This is a genomic window from Neptunomonas japonica JAMM 1380 (genome assembly GCF_016592555.1).
Lineage (GTDB): Bacteria > Pseudomonadota > Gammaproteobacteria > Pseudomonadales > Balneatricaceae > Neptunomonas > Neptunomonas japonica_A.
This window is the reverse complement of record NZ_AP014546.1, coordinates 2555853-2576515: the sequence shown is the minus strand read 5'-3', so window position 1 is coordinate 2576515 and position 20663 is coordinate 2555853. Positions and strand designations below refer to the sequence as shown.

Below are 20663 nucleotides of genomic sequence, written 5' to 3'. Positions count from 1 at the left end.
GCCTAGCCTGATGCATTGTTACACAGATATATCAGTACATATTAATAGAAGGGTTTAGATGATGTGGAGTGGTTCAACAGCCTTAAACAGTATCGATAGCACGTTACGTACGGTGCGTGATGATATTGATCGTCTGGATCAGAGCTTAACGCGGCTGACCCAAAGTCTGACTGACAACCTGCGACAGCAAGGTAAGGTACTTCATGAGATTGCTAAGGTTCGTTTAGTCGAGATAGATACAGGGCAGCTACAAGATGCCCTGACGGCAGCAGACCTTGATGCTAAGAATATTTTGAGTGACCGTGTTCAGTCTATTCAGCAGGTTGAGCATGAAATCAAAGATTTAAAGCAGGAGTTAGAAGAGGCCGAAATCGCTCGAGAAAAGCTCTTGTTGATTGCTAATGATATATCAACAGATCTTGCCGAAAATGAAACGGGTATTCAGGAAGCGCTTAAAGAAGATGCCGCTTATTTAACTCAATTTGAGCGCGCTAGTAAGGCGGAATCTATCGCTGCTGAGGCGCTGCAGAAAAGCCAGACAGCTCAATCTGATATGGATATTAAAGATGAACCTTATCAAAATGATAAACTGTTTATGTATTTATGGCGGCGTAAATTCGCTACGCCTGACTATGTAGGAGGCGTGTTAACACGCGCTCTCGATAAATGGGTCTCTGGGCTCATAAAGTATGAGAAAAATCGCGTTAATTATTGGAACCTTCAAGAGATACCTAAGCGTTTAGCTGCGCATGCTCAAAGAGTACAAACTGAAGCGGAAAGGGAGTTTGTATTACTTCAAGCTATAGAGACGCAGGCCTTATCAGATGCTGGTGTTCCAGAAGTGGAACAACGTTTAGATGACGCGCGTTTGCAACTAGATGCGCAGGATGACCAGATAGAAATCTTAGAAAATAGGTTGAACACGACATTGGAAAAGCGTGCTGAATTTACTTCTGGAACTGATGAATATACGCAACGCAGTATTCAGTGCTTGAGTGATGCCATGGCACACAAAGATGTGTATCAAATAGATCGCTATGTGAGAGATACATTATCTCCCGTTGATGATGAATTAGTCAGGGAGCTTCGCCAATTTCAGGATAACTATGAAGATAACGAAGATGATTTGGCTGACTTGCGCCGCGCACACTCGGCAAAAATAGCAAAACTAAAAGAGCTGGAAAGTGTTCGTCATAGTTTTAAAAATAACCGTTTTGATGATGTTCGCTCAGGTTTTGGCAATGAAGACTTGATCAAGTCAGTGCTAGGCCAGTTCTTGCAAGGGGCTGTGGCGGGCAGTGATGTATGGCGAGTACTTAAGCGCAATCAGCGTTATGATAACCGTGGGGCCCAGCCAGATTTTGGTAGTGGTGGTATTAGTGGCAGGTCATCTAATAGGCGTACATCAAACCGTAACAGCACATTTAGATGGCCGAGTACACGCGGTGGGGGCGGCGGTTTTCGTATTCCTGGAAGTGGGCGAAGTAGCAAGCGCAGTGGTGGTGGAGGCTTTAGTACGGGAGGTGGTTTTTAGTTCATAGTAAAAAACACTCGGGTTATCCTCAGGGATTACGCTGATGGATAACCCGAGTGAACGCCGCTATTTAGGTTAGCGCCTACCAGGGACCTTATGTATTTATATTAGTTTTGCGCTGTTTTAGCTTGCGCGCTTTCTGATACATAGTTTCGAGCAATCTTACGTAACTCTTTTAATGCAGCGGATGCATCAACATCGCGCTTCGATACACGTTCGAGGTAGTCTTCATCCATACCAACAATCATGCTTTGAAATTCTTGATCGATGAGGTCGCCTTTCTTAACTTCTAAAATGGAAACACCTGCGTTTTTGGCAACAATGAGCCCTTCTGCATCACCACCATCCCATGCACGCCCTGCAAGGGCGGATAGTTTTTCACCAGAAACGGCAAGAATTGCTGCTTTGTCTTCTTTGCTAAGGCTGTTTAAGAAGTCTGGGTTCATAAAGATAGAGAAGCTCATGACGTACATGCCACCAGGTAATAACACCAGTTGTTTGGTGACCTCATTCAAGCGTAAAGTTTTCTGTTCGCCCGTCGGGATGAATACACCATCAACAACACCTTGCTGCATCATTTCGTACACTTTAGGTGCCGGAGCTCCAACGGCTGTTACGCCCATGCGTTCACCTAGTTGTGTTTGAATACCACCACCGAGACGAATTTTACGGTTTTTCATATCTGCAAGAGAATTGATCGGTTCTGCTAAGTGTATTTGTCCAGGGCCGTGCGTGAAAAGAGCTGCAACAACAAGCCCTTCGTGTTCATTTGCTTGCTTATAATATTTGTTGCTAACTCGCCAAAATGCGACAGAAGCGGCTTCTGCATTTGCATTTAAGTTAGGTAGTTCTACAGACTCTGTCAATTTAAAGCGTCCGGGAATATAGCCATGAACGCTCCAGCTGGCATCAACAACGTTATCTTCTACGAGGTCGAACATGGTTTTGGGGTGACCCATACCATATTCAATCTTCATTTTCACACGGCCTTGAGTCGCCTCATCTATCCACTTACCCCATGTTGTTAAAACAATGGCATTTTGAGGATGTGTTGGAGGAAGCCAGCTAGCAACTCGCATTACCGACTCAGCAAGTACACTGCCTGATAAAAGAAGGCCTAATGACAGCCCCGCAGATGATTTAACTAATGTTTTTATTTTCATATGAATTACCTTTTTATTGTATGCCTTCATATAAGGCGTGTTCAAAAGCTATTAACGGTGAGTTTTAGCTTATTAATGTGAGTTATTCGTGAGCGGTCGTCATAGCTGCATCAATGATCTGAATCCAGTGTTGTATAGGAATCTTGGATTTACTCGAAAGGTGTGTCATGCAGCCAATATTGGCGCTGCCGATGATGTCAGGGTTTGCTTTTTCAAGGGCTTTAACTTTTTGCACGCCTAGCTGAGTGGCGAGTTCAGGCTGAAAAATAGAGTAGGTGCCTGCAGACCCACAGCAGGTGTGTCCATCACTGACAGCTTTTACTGGAAAGCCTAATCGTGTTAATACAGTTTCAACGGAACCTGATAATCCTTGAGCATGTTGAAGTGAGCAGGGGCATTGAAAAGCAACGTTGCTGGTCGCATTGAGTGAGAGTTTCTCTAACGGAAGGTCTGTTAAGACTTCAACCAGATCTTTTGTGAGTGTAGATATCCGTGCTGCTTTTTCAGCATAGAAGCCATCATCTTTAAGCAGTGTTCCATACTCTTTTACTGTCGAGCCACAACCACTGGCAGTCATAACGATTGCTTCACAGCCTTCCTCTATTATTGGCCACCATGCGTCAATGTTGTTACGCATAAAGTCCCGACCGTCTTCCTGCTTATTAAGGTGGTAATTGATAGCCCCACAACAACCTGCTTTATCAGCGGTAATTAGCGAGATATCAAATTGGCTTAATACCCTAGCTGTCGCGGCATTAATGTCGGGTGCGAGTCCGGGTTGAACGCAACCCTCTAGTACGAGCATGCGTTTTTTATGCACGGGTTTCGGCCAGTGGCTTTTTGATGGTCGCAAAGGGATTTTGATTTTTAATGCGCTTGGCAGGAGCGGGCGAAGATGCTGGGCGGCTCTAAGCAGTGGAGTAAATCGTGTCGGATAAGGCAATACACCTAGTATTGACTGGCGCAATACTTTTTGTGCAAAAGAGCGAGGTACTTGTTTTTCTACCACTTGTACGCCGATATCCAGCAGGCGGTGATAGTCAACATTGGCAGGGCAGGTTGTCTCACAGGCACGACAGTTTAAGCAAGCATCAAGATGGGATTGTGTGATCGTGGAGGCTGGCTGGCCCTCTAAAACCTGTTTAATTAAATAGATACGTCCACGGGGGCTGTCTAACTCATTGCCTCGTAAATTGTAGGTTGGGCATGTTGCTAAACAGAAGCCGCAATGCACACATTTACGTAGGATGGCATCGGCCTCTTTCCCTTGCGCGGTGCTATTAATGAATTCAGCTATGTTGGTCTGCACGGAATCTCCCCCAGCGTTGGGTTGGTTATAGGTCTGCGTATAAACGGCCGGGGTTGAGAATGTTATGCGGGTCAAAGCTGTGCTTTATACGTTTGCTTAATGTAAGAAGTGCAGGGCTCAGGGGGCTGAAACTAGAACCATTTGTATCATTACTGCTTACCTGGCAGTTATTAGCGTCGGGTCTATTACGAAAGTAGCTAGCGTGGCCACCATTATCACTTGCCCATTGTTGTAGCGCATTAGTATCTTTTGGGTACACCCAGCGTTGGGCGCCTCCCCATTCAGTGACTGATTCTGTATCAACTATTAAGTCAGGGACACACGGAGCGTTAGGTGGTAATGACACACGCCATAAAGATCTGTCTTGATTAAAATAAGGGAGGCGCTGCTCTTTCAATTGATGCCAAAAAAGATCTGCTTGTCTGAGAACATCGCCGCCTATATTTTCTGCCGCAGATACCACCCCAGCTTTGGCGCCGGAGAAGCGTACATATAAAAGGTTTTTATGCAGGTATGTAGCAGAAAGCGGTATTGGCTGGCGTCCTAGGGTGCTTAATAAAGTGCTCATCTGTTGGTGGTCATAGGGTAGGATACGCGTTTCCTCAACCGCGGGTTTAGGAATGACTTTGAGTGATATATCTAGTAAGACGCCTAAAGTACCTAATGCCCCCGTCATCAGTCGCGAAACATCATAGCCAGCAACATTTTTCATGACTTGGCCGCCAAACTTTAAAATGTCGCCTTTGCCATTAATAATGGTTGCGCCTAAAACAAAATCTCGGACAGCTCCAGCATAAGGTCGACGAGGTCCTGAAATCCCGCATGCAATGGTACCGCCAAGGGTGGCAGTATCAGAAAACGAAGGCGGTTCAAAGCCAAGCATTTGTCCATGCTCTGCCAAGAGCTCTTCTATCTCTTTTAATGGCGTTCCTGCACGCGCAGTTATAACAAGCTCAGATGGCTCGTAATTGAGAATGCCACTGTATCCTGCAATTGATAGCTCGAAGCCTTTGGTGTGGCGTCCATAAAATGCTTTACTATTACCGCCTGTTATTATCAACGATGATTTCTGCTCGTAAGCAGCGCTGATCTGCTCTGCCAGTGTTCTTGCTGTTATGGCGGGTGGCTGAACTGAAAGCATTTAAAACCGCTCCAAATGAGGAAATGGCATTTCACCATTATGTATATGCATCGAATGGAACTCAGTACAACGCGCTAGAGTAGGAATCTGCTTCCCAGGATTGAGTAGCGCTTTGCTATCAAAGGCGCTTTTCAGTGCGTGAAACTGGCTAATCTCATTATTAGTAAACTGCAAACACATCTGATTTATTTTTTCTAAACCGATACCATGCTCTCCGGAAATAGTGCCTCCGACTTGAACGCATAATTCGAGAATGCGTGTGCCAAGCTCGGTAGCGCGTTTATGTTGATCTTCATCGGAGGAGTCAAACAATATTGAGGGGTGCATGTTGCCATCGCCAGCGTGAAAGACGTTCACTACGAGTAACTGGTATTCATCTGCAAGGAGGTTTATTTTTGTCCATACTTGAGCCAACGCTCGACGTGGAATGGTGCCGTCCATCACGTAATTGTCGGGAGCTAAGCAAGCAAGTGCGGGGAAAGCGGCTTTACGAGCAGCCCAAATGCGTTTGCTTTCAGCTTCGTTAGTTGAAATTTGAATGTCGGAAGCATTCAAGCGATGAAGTATTGTAAGGACACTGTTCAGTTCATCCTCGACTTCTTTAACACTGCCATCTAATTCACAGATAACAACTGCTGCTGCATTAACCGGGTAGCCTGCATGCATCAGTGCTTCTATCGCTTGAATACCTTTTTGGTCAATCATTTCAAGGCCCGCAGGAATGATGCCTGCACCAATGATTTCAGCAATAGCGTTACCTGCATCCTCAATAGTTGCGAAAGCGGCAAGTAGTACGCGAGCGCTAGCAGGTTTAGCTAAAAGTTTTACGCGGATACCAACAATAATGCCTAGCAAACCTTCTGACCCAGTCATTAGTGCTAAGAGATCGTACCCTGCTGCATCTAGCGCTTGGCCGCCAATGGTGATGCGCTCACCCTCAATGGTGATGACGTCTAGCTCTAAAATATTGTGAACGGTTAGGCCGTACTTGAGGCAATGTACGCCGCCAGCATTTTCAGCAACATTGCCTCCGACAGAGCATGCAAGCTGTGATGAAGGGTCGGGTGCGAAATACAGGTTGTAGGGTGCGGTAGCATCGGAGACGGCTTGGTTACGAACGCCGGGATCTATCCATGCGCTGCGGTTATGTAAATCAATATCATGTATTTTGTCAAACTTGTTCATGCCAAGGAGAACACCGTTCTCGACAGGCATTGACCCTGCGGTGAGTCCTGTGCCTGCGCCGCGAGCCACGACCGGAATATCAAGCGCATGGCAGCAACGCATAACATGCTGAACTTGTTCGATGGTATCAGGGAGTACCGTTAGTAACGGCATTTGGCGCATGGTGGTGAATGCATCGCACTCGTAAGCTTTGAGCTGTTCTGGCTCACTCAAGATTGCATGGTCAGGAATCATCTGGCTCAGCATTGGAATGAGGCTGGCAAGTCGTTGTGTTCTGATGTTCGCTGCAATGTTTGAGTTCATGGTGGTATCCAAGTGGCTCGCTGAGGAGGCGGGAACCTAGATAACTTTAAAGATGAAATGCTATTTAAAAAAATACATAATAACTATGATTAACCATATATTTAAGTTATGGAGAAGGTATGAAATTTACTCAGCTTAAGTATTTTCTGAAAATTGCAGAGATGGGTAGCGTATCAGCCGCCGCTCGTGAGTTATTTATTGCGCAACCAGCGTTGAGCCATCAGATAGCCGCGTTAGAAAATGAACTCGGCGTTGCGCTTTTTGTTCGCAGTGTCAAAGGGGTGAGGCTCACACTGGCTGGCGAGAAGCTGGTGCATCACGCGAAGTTGATACTGCGCCAAGTAGATATTGCAAAAGCGGATGTTATTAGCGATGAGTTTTCTCCACGAGGTGAGGTTAGCGTTGTCATTGATGCTTCGAAGGCTTACACCCTAATCCCCCTACTAGTCACTGAATGTGCCCAGCGCTTTCCTGAAGTTCAGTTGAAAATTTACGACGCTATGAGCTTGAACGCTGCGCAAAATATTGCCGACGGCAAAGTTGATATAGGGCTAATTCCGAACGCCGCTGATTTGAGTGGGGTTCATGTCACTCCGGTGTATCGCGAGCCACTGCACCTAGTGGGAAAAGGGATTGCTGTAAAACATCCGAAGGGCACGATACTTTTTGAAGAGTTATCCAACTACCCGTTGGTAGCACCATCACGGCCACATAATATTCGTTTGCATATCGAGCAAAAAGCACTGGAGGCAAAGTGGCCTTTGGATATTCAGTATGAGCAAGACACGGGCTTAACGCTACGTTGCTTGATGAATAGTGGCATTGCTAATGCCATCATCCCCTATGACGTGATGACGCCAGAACTTGAACATGGTGAGTTGGATGCGCTAAAAATTATTAGCCCTTCAATTGATCGAATTCACGCAATCGTTCGCTTAGAAAATAGACCCTTTACATCGGCTTGCCGTGCTATTGAGCTTCTTCTTATCGAGTTGATTCAGCAGCTTTGTCAGCAGAAGATTTTCGATGGTGAAGTGCTGATTTAAGGGCTATAAAGCCCACAAAATAATTGTTGTTATATCTGTATTTTTGTGTTTATTCTAAAAAAAGAGCGAAATATAGAAAATTAACTTCCATTAAAATCCAATAAATAAAGGTTAAATGTTTCTAATTTCAGCTAAAATTTGTGATGTGGGGTTGGTATGGCTCGTTCCTTTTGGGGTGGTGTCAGAGAATAGCAACCTGATTTTTAGAGGAATAGGTAATGAGCGTCATTCATAAAGAAAAAATTACAGATCCATCTGCATGGAAAGGGAAGAGTTTAAAGGGTGACGATTCATGGATTTATCATTGGTCCGATGAGTCAATTAGCGTTCTTGAAAAGGCCTTAGAAAATATCAAGCAAAAAGGTTTGAAAGTACCTGATTTTACTAAGGCCGATTTTCCGATTACTGAACTATCCAAAGAAGTGGCTTGCTTCAATGAAGAGTTAGAAAATGGTAGAGGTTTTATCTTGATTCGCGGCTTGCCCATTGATCGGTATACGGATGATGAAGCTGCCATTATTTACTATGGTCTTGGTCTTCACATGGGTACGCCTGTTCCGCAAAATTTAAAAGGCGATATGTTAGGGCATGTTAAAAATATTGGGGCAATCGATCCAAAAAGTGTGCGTGTCTATGAAACGAATGAATACCTTCCTTATCACGCTGACTTATCGGATGTTGTTGGTTTACTTTCTCTTCGTAAAGCAAAATCAGGGGGCATGAGTAGCCTGTCGAGTGCAATGACGCTGTACAACGAAATTTTGGAAAAAAACCCAGAGTATATTGGGCTTCTCCACCGTCTATTCAAATTAGAGCATCTTGATGACGGAGACCCAGGCTTTACACCCATCTTTAGTTATCATAAGGGTAAATTAAGCGCTCGATATTTACGTCAATATATAGAAATTGCACAAAACAACGCAGGTGCTCCCTTATCAAATGTCGAAGTTGAAGCCTTAGATCTTATTGATACGACTTTAAATGATCCAGATATTCGTTTGGATATGATGATGGAGCCAGGTGATATCCAATTCGCAAATAATTATACCATTTTTCATTCTCGTACTAGTTTTGAAGATTACGACGAAGTAGCGCGCAGGCGACACCTGTATAGATTATGGCTGAAGATGCCTAATGCTAGGGAGTTGGCGCCTGACTTTCCCGGACGAAATGGTATTACTAAACGCGAAGCGTAATCTGATATTCACCAGCTTAAAAATTACGAGGGCTTTAAGCGTCGTGTGGCGCATTTAATTCAGGCGCCGCTCGCCTCTCTATCTAGAATAGTTGGTAGGTTATTTGATTTACCTTAGCTCTAGGTGGAGGGCATATGCCCTCTATCTACATTTTTATAGCGGCCTATTTATCATTTCTGACGAATGAAATTGTCTATTCCTGATGCTGGTACTTAACGTAAAGCGACAAAAATTTCTCCATTATCGTCAAAATTTTACTCTATTTACAGAAAAAAACTAATGTAAAGCGACATAACATATTTGTTGATTTTATCTTCTGTTGTTGTAAAAAAACTCTATTATCTATCTTTGTGTTCCTAAAAGTTATTAAAGTGATTAATTCGTTTGCTTTTAGTTCTCGGCTGTTTCTATTTTATTTTTTGTTTGCTACATCAGCGTCTTTTTGACATCTGCATAAAATTTAGTCAAAGTTATTTTTAATTAAACGTTCAATCAATAAAAAATTTGATAACAGCGTATAATAAATTTTATGTAGAGCGGCGAGCGCCAGTCGCGCGTGTTATCAGAGATCAAAAGTTAGAACGATATTCGGTAATGCTGCTTGCTCCTGAGTCGCCATGAAACGAAATTAGCAGGATATAGTTAGATGCAACACACTCTTTATATAAATGGTCAATATCAAGATGCTACATCGGGTGAAAGCTTTATTAGCCGTAACCCTGCTACAGGCGAGGTGCTGGCTAATGTTCAACAGGCGTCACTGGCCGATGTTGATAAGGCAGTAGAAGCTGCTCAAGCTGGCTTTCTTGTTTGGTCTGCGATGAGTGGTGCCGAACGAGGGCGCATTTTGATGCGAGCTGTGGCTATTTTACGCGAGCGTAATGATGAGCTCGCTATGTTAGAGGTGTTGGATACAGGCAAGCCTTTGCAGGAAGCTAACTGTGTTGATATTGCGTCTGGCGCTGACGTTATCGAATATTATGCGGGGCTTGCTGCCTCGATACATGGGCAGCAACAGGATTTAGGCAGCAATAATTTTTACTACAGCCGCCGTGAACCTTTGGGTATTTGTGCCGGTATAGGTGCGTGGAATTACCCTATTCAAATTGCTATGTGGAAATCTGGACCTGCATTGGCTGCGGGTAACTGCATGATTTTTAAGCCTTCTGAAGAAACACCGTTGAGTGCTTTAAAACTAGCTGAAATCTTTACAGAAGCTGGCTTGCCTGATGGCGTGTTCAATGTTGTGCAAGGCGACTACCGTGTTGGGCAGGCGCTTTCACGCCACCCTCAAATAGCTAAGATTTCATTTACAGGCGAATGCGGTACAGGCAAAAAAGTCATGGCTGATGCGGCCATCTCGTTGAAAGAGGTCACTATGGAGTTGGGTGGGAAATCACCTTTACTCGTATTTGGCGATGCTGATCTTGATAACGCTGTATCGGGTGCATTATTAGCCAATTTCTATACACAAGGTGAAGTCTGTACGAATGGTACACGCGTGTTTGTACATGACAGCATCTATGACGAATTTGTCAGCAAAGTTGTTGAGCGTACTGAGCGAATGATCATTGGAGACCCTACAGACCTTAATACGCAAGTTGGCGCACTGATCTCTGAAGAGCATATGCATAAAGTGCTCGGTTGTATTGATGCTGCAAAAGTGGCGGGCGCGCGCTTAGCCTGTGGTGGCGAGCGTGTTGTCGAAGGTGATCTCGCGAAGGGCTATTTTGTTAAACCTACCGTGTTTGCGGACTGCACCGATGATATGCCTAACGTTAAAGATGAAATATTCGGGCCTGTTATGTCTATTTTGCGCTTTAGTGATGAGGATGAAGTTATCCGGCGTGCCAATGATACCGAATATGGTCTGGCTGGCGGCGTTTTCTCAACTAGTTTTGCTCGGGCGCATCGCGTCATTGCTCGTCTTCAGGCGGGTATCTGTTGGATTAACACCTGGGGTGCATCGCCTGCTGAAATGCCGGTGGGCGGTTATAAACAGTCAGGTATTGGTCGTGAAAATGGCATTGAAACACTTAACCACTATACGCAGATTAAAAGCGTTTATGTTGAATTAGGTGATGTCGACTGCCCTTATACCTAAGCTTTAACAACAGTAGAAAGCCAGTGCAAACGAGTGTCTAAGCTGCGGCCTGAGGGATGAAAATTAGTATGACCACTGATACACGATATGACTACATCATTGTTGGCGCAGGCTCTGCTGGTTGCGTACTGGCTAACCGCCTGACTGAAGATGGCCAGTACAGTGTGCTGTTGTTGGAAGCAGGAGGTTCGGATAAGAGTATCTTTATTCAGATGCCGACGGCTCTGTCTTATCCAATGAATACGCCTAAATATGCATGGCAGTTTCATACCGAAGAAGAGCCTTTTCTGGATGGTCGCTCTATGCATTGCCCACGCGGAAAAGTGTTGGGTGGTGGCTCGTCGATAAATGGCATGGTGTATGTCCGTGGGCATGCGTGCGATTTTGATGAGTGGAGCGAGAAAGGTGCCGTTGGGTGGGGATACCAGCAATGCTTACCTTACTTTAAGAAAGCAGAAACATGGGTTAAGGGTAGTGATGACTATCGGGGCGGTAGTGGTCCTTTGTTTACCTGTAATGGCAACGATATGAAGCTGAACCCGCTTTATCAGGCATTTATTGATGCCGGTGAAGATGCAGGCTACCCAACAACAGATGATTACAACGGTTATCGCCAAGAAGGCTTTGGTGCAATGCATATGACAGTGAAAGCCGGTGTACGAGCCTCCACGTCGAATGCTTATTTACGTGACGCGATGAAGCGTTCTAACTTGACGCTGATAAGTGGTGTTCTCACTCGTAAAGTCATTATGGATGGTAAACGCGCTGTTGGTATTGAGTATGAAAAAAATGGCAGGGTGATTAATGCGACTGCAAAAAAAGAAGTTATTTTAGCGGCAGGGTCTGTTGGTTCTCCGCATTTATTACAACTATCAGGTGTTGGTCCTGCAAAAGTATTGAAAGAAGCCGGTGTTGAGCTTGTGCATGACTTGCCGGGTGTTGGTGAAAACTTGCAAGATCACTTGGAAGTTTACTTCCAATACCACTGTAAGCAGCCCATTACGTTGAATGGCAAACTTAACCTAGTGAGCAAGGGCATTATAGGTGCGCGCTGGATGTTGTTGAAAGATGGTTTAGGGGCAACTAATCATTTTGAGTCTTGTGGCTTTATTCGGTCTCGAAAAGGTTTGAAGTGGCCCAATATTCAATATCATTTTTTACCAGCTGCCATGCGTTATGACGGTGGGAAGGCTATCGATGGGCATGGATTTCAAGTACATGTGGGGCCAAATAAGCCAGAGAGTCGAGGCCGCGTGTGGATTAAGTCAGCGGACCCAAAAGCCAAGCCGAGTATTTTGTTTAACTACATCAGCACTGATCAAGATAAGCAAGACTGGCGTGATTGTATCCGCTTGACGCGTGAAATTTTAAAGCAGCCCGCTTTGGATTCTTTTCGCGGTGATGAAATCCAACCGGGAGAGCAGATAACAAGCGATAAAGCGGTAGATCGTTGGGTGCGGGAGAATGTTGAGAGTGCATATCATCCTTCATGTACCTGCAAGATAGGTGCTGATGATGATGTTATGGCCGTGTTAGATACACAGTGTCGAGTAAGAGGGATCGAATCACTACGCGTAGTCGACTCTTCAATTTTCCCGACTATTCCAAACGGTAACTTGAATGCTCCTACTATCATGGTGGCAGAAAAAGCGGCAGACATGATTTTAGGTAAAAAGGCTTTAGCTAGTAAAAATGTTGATGTCTGGATTGACCCGGACTGGCAGCAGAGCCAGCGTTTAGGTATGCCTAAGCGTGTGGTGAAGTAGCGCTGAGCGCGTGAAATGCAAGATGAAATAAGCAGCTCTAGCATAAGTTAGTAGGTGCTTAATTAACTGTTGTAAAAGTAAACATTATGCTGTGTGTTGTTCGCAATACACTCTTGAAAAGTAGAAATCGTAAGAGAATCCAACATTAAAATAAGGTAACTAATCATGATAACTCGAAAGAATAGAATTGGCCGTAAACATAACTTAATGCGTGGCGTAACCGTTGCGATGGGCTTGTCCGCATCGATGGTATTTGCCGGCCAATGTGACACGGTACGTTTCTCCGACGTGGGTTGGACTGATATTACAGCGACAACGGCAATCACCAGTGAAGTAGTCGAAGCGCTGGGTTATAAATCAACGACTCAGCTATTGTCTGTGCCGGTGACTTATACCTCTCTCGCTAACGCAGACATTGATGTGTTTCTGGGTAACTGGATGCCGACGATGGAAGCTGACATAGCTAAATACCGTGAAGCTGGCACTGTTGAAACCGTACGTGCCAACCTTGAAGGGGCTAAATACACCTTGGCGGTGCCTAAGTATGTGTATGACGCGGGCGTAAAGAGTTTTGCTGATATTGCTAAATTCAAAGATAAGTTCAAAGGTCGCCTATACGGTATTGAGCCTGGTAATGATGGTAACCGTTTGATGCAGGATATGATTGACCAAGATGCTTTCGGTCTGAAAGGCTTTAAACTGGTTGAGTCGAGTGAAGCTGGAATGATTTCACAGGTTTCACGTTTAGCTAAACGTAAGCAGTGGATTGCCTTTTTAGGTTGGGCGCCTCATCCAATGAATGCCAACATCGAGATGGAGTATTTGCAGGGCGGAGATGATTTCTTTGGCCCTAACTATGGTGGTGCTAGCGTTTATACCAATGTGCGTCAAAATTACAGCCAAGACTGCCCGAATGTAGGGCGCTTGTTACAGAACCTATCTTTTACGCTTGAAATGGAAAACGAAGTGATGGGTGCCATTCTTGATGATGGTAAAAAGCCTCAAACAGCGGCACTTGCTTGGTTGAAGTCTAATCCTGAAGCCCTGAATAGCTGGTTAGAGGGTGTAACAACCAAAGAGGGCGGCGATGCGTTGGCTGCAATACGTAAACACTTAGACCTCTGATTTTGATTTGTCTGTTGTCGAGCGCCTTATGCCTTGGCAACAGATCTCCTCTGTATTTATGAAGAAGTGCTTCACCTCATCTGTGGTGATGACATCGTTTATATAAAAAGGCAAAATCATGAATTGGATTACTGAGAACAAACTTCCGCTAGGTAGCTGGATGGAAGCGTTTGTTGACTGGCTGACTTTTAATGCAGCGGGTTTTTTTGATGCCGTTTCAGTTTCTTTGGAGTGGATGATTATCTCTATGGTAGAGATATTTCAGTGGTTTCCCCCCTTTGTCCCTATGGCTATGACCGCCGCGATTGCTTGGTGGTTGCATCGCAGTATTCCGCTCGTGATTTTTGTAGTCACCGCTTTGCTATTGATTCTTAATCTTGGTTATTGGCAGGAGATGCTAGAGACTTTTGTGCTCGTATTAGCGGCGACAACACTGTCGGTTGCTATGGGTATTCCAATTGGAATCGTGGCAGCCCACAAACCTTGGGTTTACACTATTCTACGGCCGATTCTTGACCTAATGCAGACGATTCCTACCTTTGTGTATCTTATCCCGACACTCGTTCTGTTTGGTCTGGGTGTTGTTCCTGGTTTGATCTCAACCATTATATTTGCGGTCGCAGCGCCTATTCGCTTGACCTATCTCGGCATTAGCCGTGTCCCTGATGATTTAATCGAGGCAGGCAAGGCATTTGGCGCTACGCCGTTCAAGTTGCTTTATAAAGTTGAGCTCCCCGCTGCGATGCCAAATATCATGGCGGGCGTGACCCAGTGCATCATGTTATCTCTTTCTATGGTGGTCATCGCTGCGCTGGTGGGGGCTGATGGTTTAGGAAAACCAGTAATTCGCGCATTGAATACGGTCAATATTTCTCAGGGTTTTGAAGCCGGTTTGGCCATTGTGTTGGTGGCTATTATTTTGGATCGAATCTGTAAGGCGCCCGGCGCTAAAGAGGAAGGTTAATCATGGCGGCAATTAGTATTCGAAATGTAGATGTCGTATTCGGTGATCGTGTCGAGAAGAGTTTGGCATTGCTTGATAAGGGGAGTAGTCGTCAAGAAATTATTGAGGTTACCGGTGATGTCGTGGGCGTAGATAATGCATGTATTGAAGTGCAGGAAGGGGAAATTTGCGTATTAATGGGGTTGTCTGGTTCAGGTAAGTCCAGCCTTTTGCGTGCAGTAAACGGTTTAAACGCAGTGAGCCGAGGAGAGCTGCTAGTTCAAGATGGCGACCAAATGGTGGATATCGCCACGTGTGATGCCCAGAAATTGCGGCATATGCGCACCAGTAAGATTTCTATGGTCTTCCAAAAATTTGCTTTAATGCCGTGGATGAGTGTGCTTGATAATGTTGCATTTGGCTTAGATATGCAGGGTATGGGTAAAGAAGCGCGCCGTGCTAAGGCGATGGAAAAGCTGGAGATGGTTGGCTTATCTGAATGGAAAGATAAGCTTCCGCACGAGCTGTCTGGAGGTATGCAGCAGCGAGTGGGTCTTGCGCGCGCATTTGCCATGGATAGTGATATCTTACTAATGGATGAGCCTTTTTCAGCGCTCGATCCGTTAATTCGCAGTCAACTTCAAGATGAACTAATAGAACTGCAGCAGCGTTTAAATAAAACCATTTTATTCGTCAGTCACGATTTAGATGAGGCGCTTAAAATCGGCACTCATATCGCAATTATGGAATCAGCCAAAATTATTCAGCATGGAAAGCCGGAAGAGATAGTTCTTAATCCAAAAACGCCCTATGTTGCTGACTTTGTGGCTCATACCAATCCTTTAAACGTGCTGTGCGGCCGCTCATTGATGTCGAATACCTGTGATCTAGAGGCGTCGGGTGATCAGCTAATTTTGAACCAACACGACAACACGCTTATTGGGCTTGATAGAGAAGGGGAGGTGGTCAGTGCTTCTCGCCAGGGGCTGTCTTTGCCGTTGCTCCGTTGGAGTGAAGGGGACGATATTGAGCAGCTAGCAGAGAGCTTATTAGTGATAGCGTCTCCGGATATATCAATGCGGTCTGCCATTGAAATTCGATACAAGACAGGCCTGCCATTACTGCTAGAAGAAAGCGGGCGCTTGGTGGGTATGCTGTCAGATAAAGATTTTTATCATGCGTTACTTGGTAAGCACTTTATGGTCGATGAGGCGTGATGCGTTGATCTGCTTTATTAGAGCTAGGTGTTAACTTAGCTCTTATTTTATATTCAGTGCTGCTAGTGTTCGTGCTTTTTTATTTCTAGGCATTATGTTTAGCAATAATGTCGCTCGGAAGTTGCTGTTCTAAATAGTCGATAATCAGGCGTTGCGCTAATTGGCTATCTATACCGGTAGGCGTTAATGCGCCACGTAGCCAGATACCATCGATAAGTGCAGCAATACTTTGCGCAACTATCTGGGCTCTATCGGCGGGCAGTACTTGCTTTAATTCAAGAATCAAATGCGATAATAGTCTTTTTTCATTAACGCGTTGTAATCGATAGAGTGCCGGGTCGTGCATGGCTAAAGACCAGAACGCCAACCACGTTTTAACCACTTTAGGTTCTAGCTGTCTGGGGTCAAAGTTTCCACCGACAATTGCTTTAATACGGCCCACAACATCATCCTTTGGGGCTTCTTGTAAGCGGGTTTTTACACCGTGAGAAAGTTGCTGTAATACCGAACGCATGGTTGCCTCGAGTAAGCCGTTTTTACCACCAAAATAATGATTGATGATTGCCGGGGATACCCCAGCATAACTGCTAATCATGGCAACACTAGCTTTATGTAACCCAACAGAGTTAATAGCCTCCATGGTGGCATTAATCAGCTGTGGCTTTCTTATTTCAGGCATTCCAACTTTAGGCATTAGCATCTTTCTCGCTTAATCTTGAAAGGGAATTTGCCTTTCACATGGTTTGCTGTCAAGTGTGGTGTCTTGGATAATCAATAAAAGAGTGAGACGAGGTCGTTTAAGCGAATACAAATATGTAGTGCCGTTGGCTCCAATATTAAGTTGCTTTACTTCAAGCGAAGCATAATCATAAGTCGAGTAATAACCTTTCGCTGCAGATGTTTTTTTACGGTCGATGTACTAGAATAAGCGCGCGTTAAGGATAATGAATATATAGGGAGTCGCAACGTGCGATTAATCACATCAAGTAAGCTACGTCGTATCATGTTGAGTACGATGGTTATATTAACCGCACTATCTGTAGTTGGTTGTGCATCGACGCAACAAAAAAGTAAGTACTCGTTATCCACCTCGCAAGAGCACCTGCTAATTCCGGCAGATATCGCGGAATTCCTTAGTCACTCGTCAACTGAAAGTAGTGCTGCCTTTGCACGCTCTCCTTGGGGAGACAATATTACACTTTCTGCGCAAGCTCCCTATTTTTCTGCCAGCGGGGCTGAGTGCCGTCAACTCATAGTTGAAAAAGGTATTAGTAGTACCGAGCTTGCCTGTACGTTGAATAATCAAGACTGGTATAAATCTCGCGCCTTAACAGCAGGCGTGGCGCAGTAATTTGATCAGTTTTGATCAGTTTTAATGTCATTAAAAAAGTGAAAAATTATGCATTCATCAGCATTGTATGTAAAAGCTTCCGCATCACGTTTTTTTAAAAATCATCATCTCCTGAGTGGCGTGTTAGCCACATTTTTACTATCGGCAGCCCCTGTTAATGTTGTACAAGCCATCTCGATCAATACGGGCACGGGTGGGCTGGATACAGAAGAACAAGCCGCTGCCATTTCTGCAACAGTCGTTGATACACCCAATACTAATTGGAAAACAGGTACCTACGGCCCTAATCCAAGAAGCCTAGACTCTGGCAGTGATTCGGTGCTGCCTTATGGTGAGCACCTTTTTACAGGTGGTTTTCGCGGTGTACGGGCCGACGGCCTTAATCCAGACTATAAAATTGCTCCTGGAGATTTGATAACACTACGATTATGGGGTGCTATTGAAGTTGAAAGAGTGCTACCGGTTGATGCACAAGGTTATATTTTTATACCATCAGTTGGCCCGGTTAAAGTACAAGGCGCTTCCCAGAAAAGCTTGAATAGCCGTGTTAAGTCTTCGGTACAGTCTATCTATCCTGAAAACGTAAATGTGTACACTAATTTGCAAGGTGTGCAGCCTGTTGCGGTGTTTGTTACGGGTGAAGTTCAAAACCCAGGGCGTTATGCAGGAACACCCAATGACTCTGTTCTGTATTTTTTGGATCAGGCCGGTGGAATTGATGCGCAGTTAGGTAGTTTTCGCTCTATCCGCGTTATTCGTAATAATAAAACCATTAAAACAGCAGACTTATACCGTTTTATGAAAGAAGGGCAGTTGCCTACATTGCAATTTCGCGATGGAGATACGGTTGTTGTCGGGCGTCGCCAAGCAGCAGTAACAGTGGCTGGCGATGTTGAACGAGAACTGCAGTACGAGTTAACCCGCAAAGAGAATACAGGTAAGAGTTTACTTCAATACGCGAGAACCAAACCCGGTATTACCCATGTATTGGTACGTGGTGTTCGTAATGATGGGCTTTTAGCGAAATATTACACATTAGCTGCTTTTGCAACAGCACGTTTAAAAAATGGCGATGAAGTACTGTTTAGCGCAGATCAGCAGGATGAAACGATTGTTATACAACTAGAAGGTAGCTATTACGGACCTTCGCGTTATGCCGTACCTAACGATGCTACATTAAATCAATTATTGAATAACATCCAAGTGCCTAAAGCGCTCACTGATACTCGCAGTATCTCTTTACGGCGTTTAAGTGTTGCGGCTAGGCAGAAAGCCTCTTTAGAAGAAAGCCTGCGCCGCCTAGAAACCACATATTTGGGTGCGCCTTCATCAACCCCGGATGAGGCTTCTATCCGTGTAAAAGAAGCAGAGTTGATATCAAGCTTTGTGAAACGTGCAGCCATGATAGAACCTAATGGGCGCATGGTGGTTGCCAATAATGGCACGGTTGCCGATATCCGATTACAAGATGGTGATGTGATCACCATTCCTGAAATGTCTGATTCATTGTTAATTAGTGGCGAAGTATTAGTCCCTCAAGCGACTGTTTATCATGCCAGCAATGACGTAATGGATTACATCGAGCGCTCAGGTGGCTTTACACAACATGCAGACAAACAGAACATCCTTGTTGTACGCCTCAATGGCGAAGTACGAAAATCCTCTGATATTGATTTACAGCCAGGCGATGAAATTTTGGTCTTGCCAGCAGTACCCACTAAAAACTTGCAGTTAGCAACTAGCTTGACGCAGATCATTTACCAGCTGGCGATTGCTGCTAAAGTCGTATTAGATTTGTAAATTATGGAAAGCGTGCAAAAACACAGACCACGTAATTCTTGGCAAGTAACTAAAAGCGTTTGGCATGCATTGTTTATGCGTGAAGCCCTTGCGCGAACAACGGCTGACAGAATGGCATGGTTCTGGATGTTAGCCGAACCAATTGCCATGATTGCTGTGTTCGTTGGGATTAGAGCTGTTGCGGCAAGCGGGCATCGAATTGGTGGGGCTGATTTTATTCCTTGGTTGATATGCGGGCTTCTAGGGTTTTATCTGTTTCGTGAAAACATGATGCGCTCATTAGGAGCTATCGGCGCGAGTAAAGCTTTGTTTGCTTATAGGCAGGTTAAGCCAATTGATCCTGTTCTAATCCGGTGTTATTTGGAAGGCATGCTTAAAAGCTTAGTTTTTCTGATGTTCATATTAGTCTGTAGTCTCATCGGTATTGACTTGGTTCCTGATGATCCACTAAATGCACTTTTTATTTGGGCGGCAATTTGGTTGTTAGGCGTTGGAGTAGGCCTAACCATATCTGTGTTAGACTCATTGATTCCTGAAGTTGGAAAAATAATTCGGATACTATCATTACCACTAATGATTATTTCTGGGGCAATGATACCTCTTAACTACCTGCCGCATAACCTTCAACAGATTCTATTATTAAACCCAATAGTACATGGTATAGAGAGCCTTCGGTTGGCATTTTTTAGCTCTTATCGGTCACTTCCCGATATAAATATGCTCTACCTTTGGGGGTGGGGGTTAGGGTTGGTTGCACTGGGTTTGATGTTACATCTGAGGTTTGAAATGAGGTTGAAAGCACAGTGATAAGCGTAAGAGGCTTGTATAAGCGTTATCACAACCACCATGGTAGTGATTGGGTGCTAAAAGATATTAATTTTGACATTCCAGTTGGGCTTAATGTCGGGCTTGTCGGCAAAAACGGTGCGGGTAAATCTACCTTGCTTCGTATTATTGCCGGTATGGATGCACCCGATAAAGGAACGGTTACGCGAAACTGCCGTGTATCATGGCCTGTTGGGCTCTCTGGTGGATTTAATGGCTCCATGACGGGTAGACAAAATGTAAAATTTGTTGCCCGTGTCCATGGAGATGAAGAAAAAATCACTCAGGTAATAGACTTTGTTGAAGAGTTTGCTGAGATAGGCAAAGCATTTGATGAGCCGGTTAAGTCATATTCTAGTGGTATGAGAAGCCGTTTGGCTTTTGGCTTATCACTTGCTTTTGACTTTGACGTGTTCTTGTCTGATGAGGCAACTGCCGTTGGAGATAGAGCGTTCAAAGCAAAAGCGACAAAAGCTTTTAAGGGTAAGGTTGGGCAGGCAGGGTTGATAATCGTATCCCATAGCGAGGGTATTTTAAAAGACCTATGCCAGGCAGGGATTTGGTTGCATGATGGCGGTGCAATTTGGTTCGATGACATTAATGAAGCGATTGCTGCTTATCATAAAAGTACCGATTAGCTTAAATAACAGAAATT

The 20663-nt window shown here is 44.6% G+C and carries 17 protein-coding genes; 12 read left to right on the top strand and 5 right to left on the bottom strand.

Annotated features, from left to right (window positions below; translation table 11 throughout):
* Positions 1-58 precede the first annotated feature (58 nt).
* Complete coding sequence (locus tag NEJAP_RS12045; protein WP_201347473.1) at positions 59-1534, top strand: hypothetical protein; 1476 nt, start codon at positions 59-61, stop codon at positions 1532-1534.
* Positions 1535-1641: 107 nt separating this feature from the next.
* Here NEJAP_RS12045 and NEJAP_RS12040 read toward each other — a convergent pair whose 3' ends face one another.
* The 4 genes from NEJAP_RS12040 to NEJAP_RS12025 all read right to left on the bottom strand — a co-directional run bounded on the left by NEJAP_RS12040 (position 1642) and on the right by NEJAP_RS12025 (position 6635).
* A complete protein-coding gene (locus tag NEJAP_RS12040) occupies positions 1642-2697 on the bottom strand; it encodes a TRAP transporter substrate-binding protein (protein WP_201347472.1) in 1056 nt (351 codons plus the stop codon).
* Between the two features lie 82 nt (positions 2698-2779).
* Positions 2780-4006 carry a glycolate oxidase subunit GlcF gene (gene glcF / locus NEJAP_RS12035; RefSeq protein WP_201347471.1) on the bottom strand — a complete coding sequence of 409 codons (1227 nt, stop codon included), beginning with the start codon at positions 4004-4006 and terminating at the stop codon, positions 2780-2782.
* Positions 4007-4031: 25 nt separating this feature from the next.
* Positions 4032-5147, bottom strand: coding sequence for a glycolate oxidase subunit GlcE (gene glcE, locus NEJAP_RS12030; protein ID WP_201347470.1), 1116 nt, complete (start codon positions 5145-5147; stop codon positions 4032-4034).
* Positions 5148-6635, bottom strand: coding sequence for an FAD-linked oxidase C-terminal domain-containing protein (locus NEJAP_RS12025; RefSeq protein WP_201347469.1), 1488 nt, complete (start codon positions 6633-6635; stop codon positions 5148-5150).
* A 119-nt stretch (positions 6636-6754) separates the two neighbouring features.
* Between NEJAP_RS12025 and NEJAP_RS12020 the strand changes: the two genes are divergently transcribed.
* The 7 genes from NEJAP_RS12020 to choV all read left to right on the top strand — a co-directional run bounded on the left by NEJAP_RS12020 (position 6755) and on the right by choV (position 16032).
* Complete coding sequence (locus NEJAP_RS12020; RefSeq protein WP_201347468.1) at positions 6755-7681, top strand: LysR family transcriptional regulator; 927 nt, start codon at positions 6755-6757, stop codon at positions 7679-7681.
* Between the two features lie 218 nt (positions 7682-7899).
* Complete coding sequence (locus NEJAP_RS12015) at positions 7900-8877, top strand: TauD/TfdA family dioxygenase (RefSeq protein WP_201347467.1); 978 nt, start codon at positions 7900-7902, stop codon at positions 8875-8877.
* Positions 8878-9523: 646 nt separating this feature from the next.
* Positions 9524-10981 carry a betaine-aldehyde dehydrogenase gene (gene betB, locus NEJAP_RS12010; protein ID WP_201347466.1) on the top strand — a complete coding sequence of 486 codons (1458 nt, stop codon included), beginning with the start codon at positions 9524-9526 and terminating at the stop codon, positions 10979-10981.
* A gap of 68 nt (positions 10982-11049) precedes the next feature.
* Positions 11050-12747, top strand: a complete 1698-nt coding sequence (gene betA / locus NEJAP_RS12005) for a choline dehydrogenase (RefSeq protein ID WP_201347465.1) — start codon at positions 11050-11052, stop codon at positions 12745-12747.
* Positions 12748-12954: 207 nt separating this feature from the next.
* Positions 12955-13872: a choline ABC transporter substrate-binding protein gene (locus NEJAP_RS12000; protein ID WP_419197850.1), complete on the top strand. Its 918-nt coding sequence runs from the start codon at positions 12955-12957 to the stop codon at positions 13870-13872.
* A 118-nt stretch (positions 13873-13990) separates the two neighbouring features.
* Positions 13991-14836 carry a choline ABC transporter permease subunit gene (gene choW / locus NEJAP_RS11995; RefSeq protein WP_201347463.1) on the top strand — a complete coding sequence of 282 codons (846 nt, stop codon included), beginning with the start codon at positions 13991-13993 and terminating at the stop codon, positions 14834-14836.
* A 2-nt stretch (positions 14837-14838) separates the two neighbouring features.
* Positions 14839-16032: a choline ABC transporter ATP-binding protein gene (choV, locus tag NEJAP_RS11990; protein ID WP_201347462.1), complete on the top strand. Its 1194-nt coding sequence runs from the start codon at positions 14839-14841 to the stop codon at positions 16030-16032.
* Positions 16033-16117: 85 nt separating this feature from the next.
* On the opposite strand, the gene betI is transcribed toward choV, so the two are convergent.
* A complete protein-coding gene (betI, locus tag NEJAP_RS11985) occupies positions 16118-16726 on the bottom strand; it encodes a transcriptional regulator BetI (RefSeq protein WP_201347461.1) in 609 nt (202 codons plus the stop codon).
* A gap of 273 nt (positions 16727-16999) precedes the next feature.
* Between betI and NEJAP_RS11980 the strand changes: the two genes are divergently transcribed.
* From NEJAP_RS11980 to NEJAP_RS11965, 4 genes are read left to right on the top strand one after another with little or no spacing between them, the layout of a single operon-like run.
* Entirely contained in the window at positions 17000-17383 is a 384-nt protein-coding gene (locus NEJAP_RS11980) for a DVU3141 family protein (RefSeq protein WP_201347460.1), read from the top strand.
* 48 nt (positions 17384-17431) lie between these two features.
* Positions 17432-19183: a polysaccharide biosynthesis/export family protein gene (locus NEJAP_RS11975; protein ID WP_201347459.1), complete on the top strand. Its 1752-nt coding sequence runs from the start codon at positions 17432-17434 to the stop codon at positions 19181-19183.
* Positions 19184-19186: 3 nt separating this feature from the next.
* A complete protein-coding gene (locus NEJAP_RS11970) occupies positions 19187-19990 on the top strand; it encodes an ABC transporter permease (RefSeq protein WP_201347458.1) in 804 nt (267 codons plus the stop codon).
* Entirely contained in the window at positions 19987-20646 is a 660-nt protein-coding gene (locus NEJAP_RS11965) for an ABC transporter ATP-binding protein (RefSeq protein ID WP_201347457.1), read from the top strand. The genes NEJAP_RS11970 and NEJAP_RS11965 overlap by 4 nt, the downstream gene beginning before the upstream one ends.
* Positions 20647-20663: the final 17 nt, after the last annotated feature.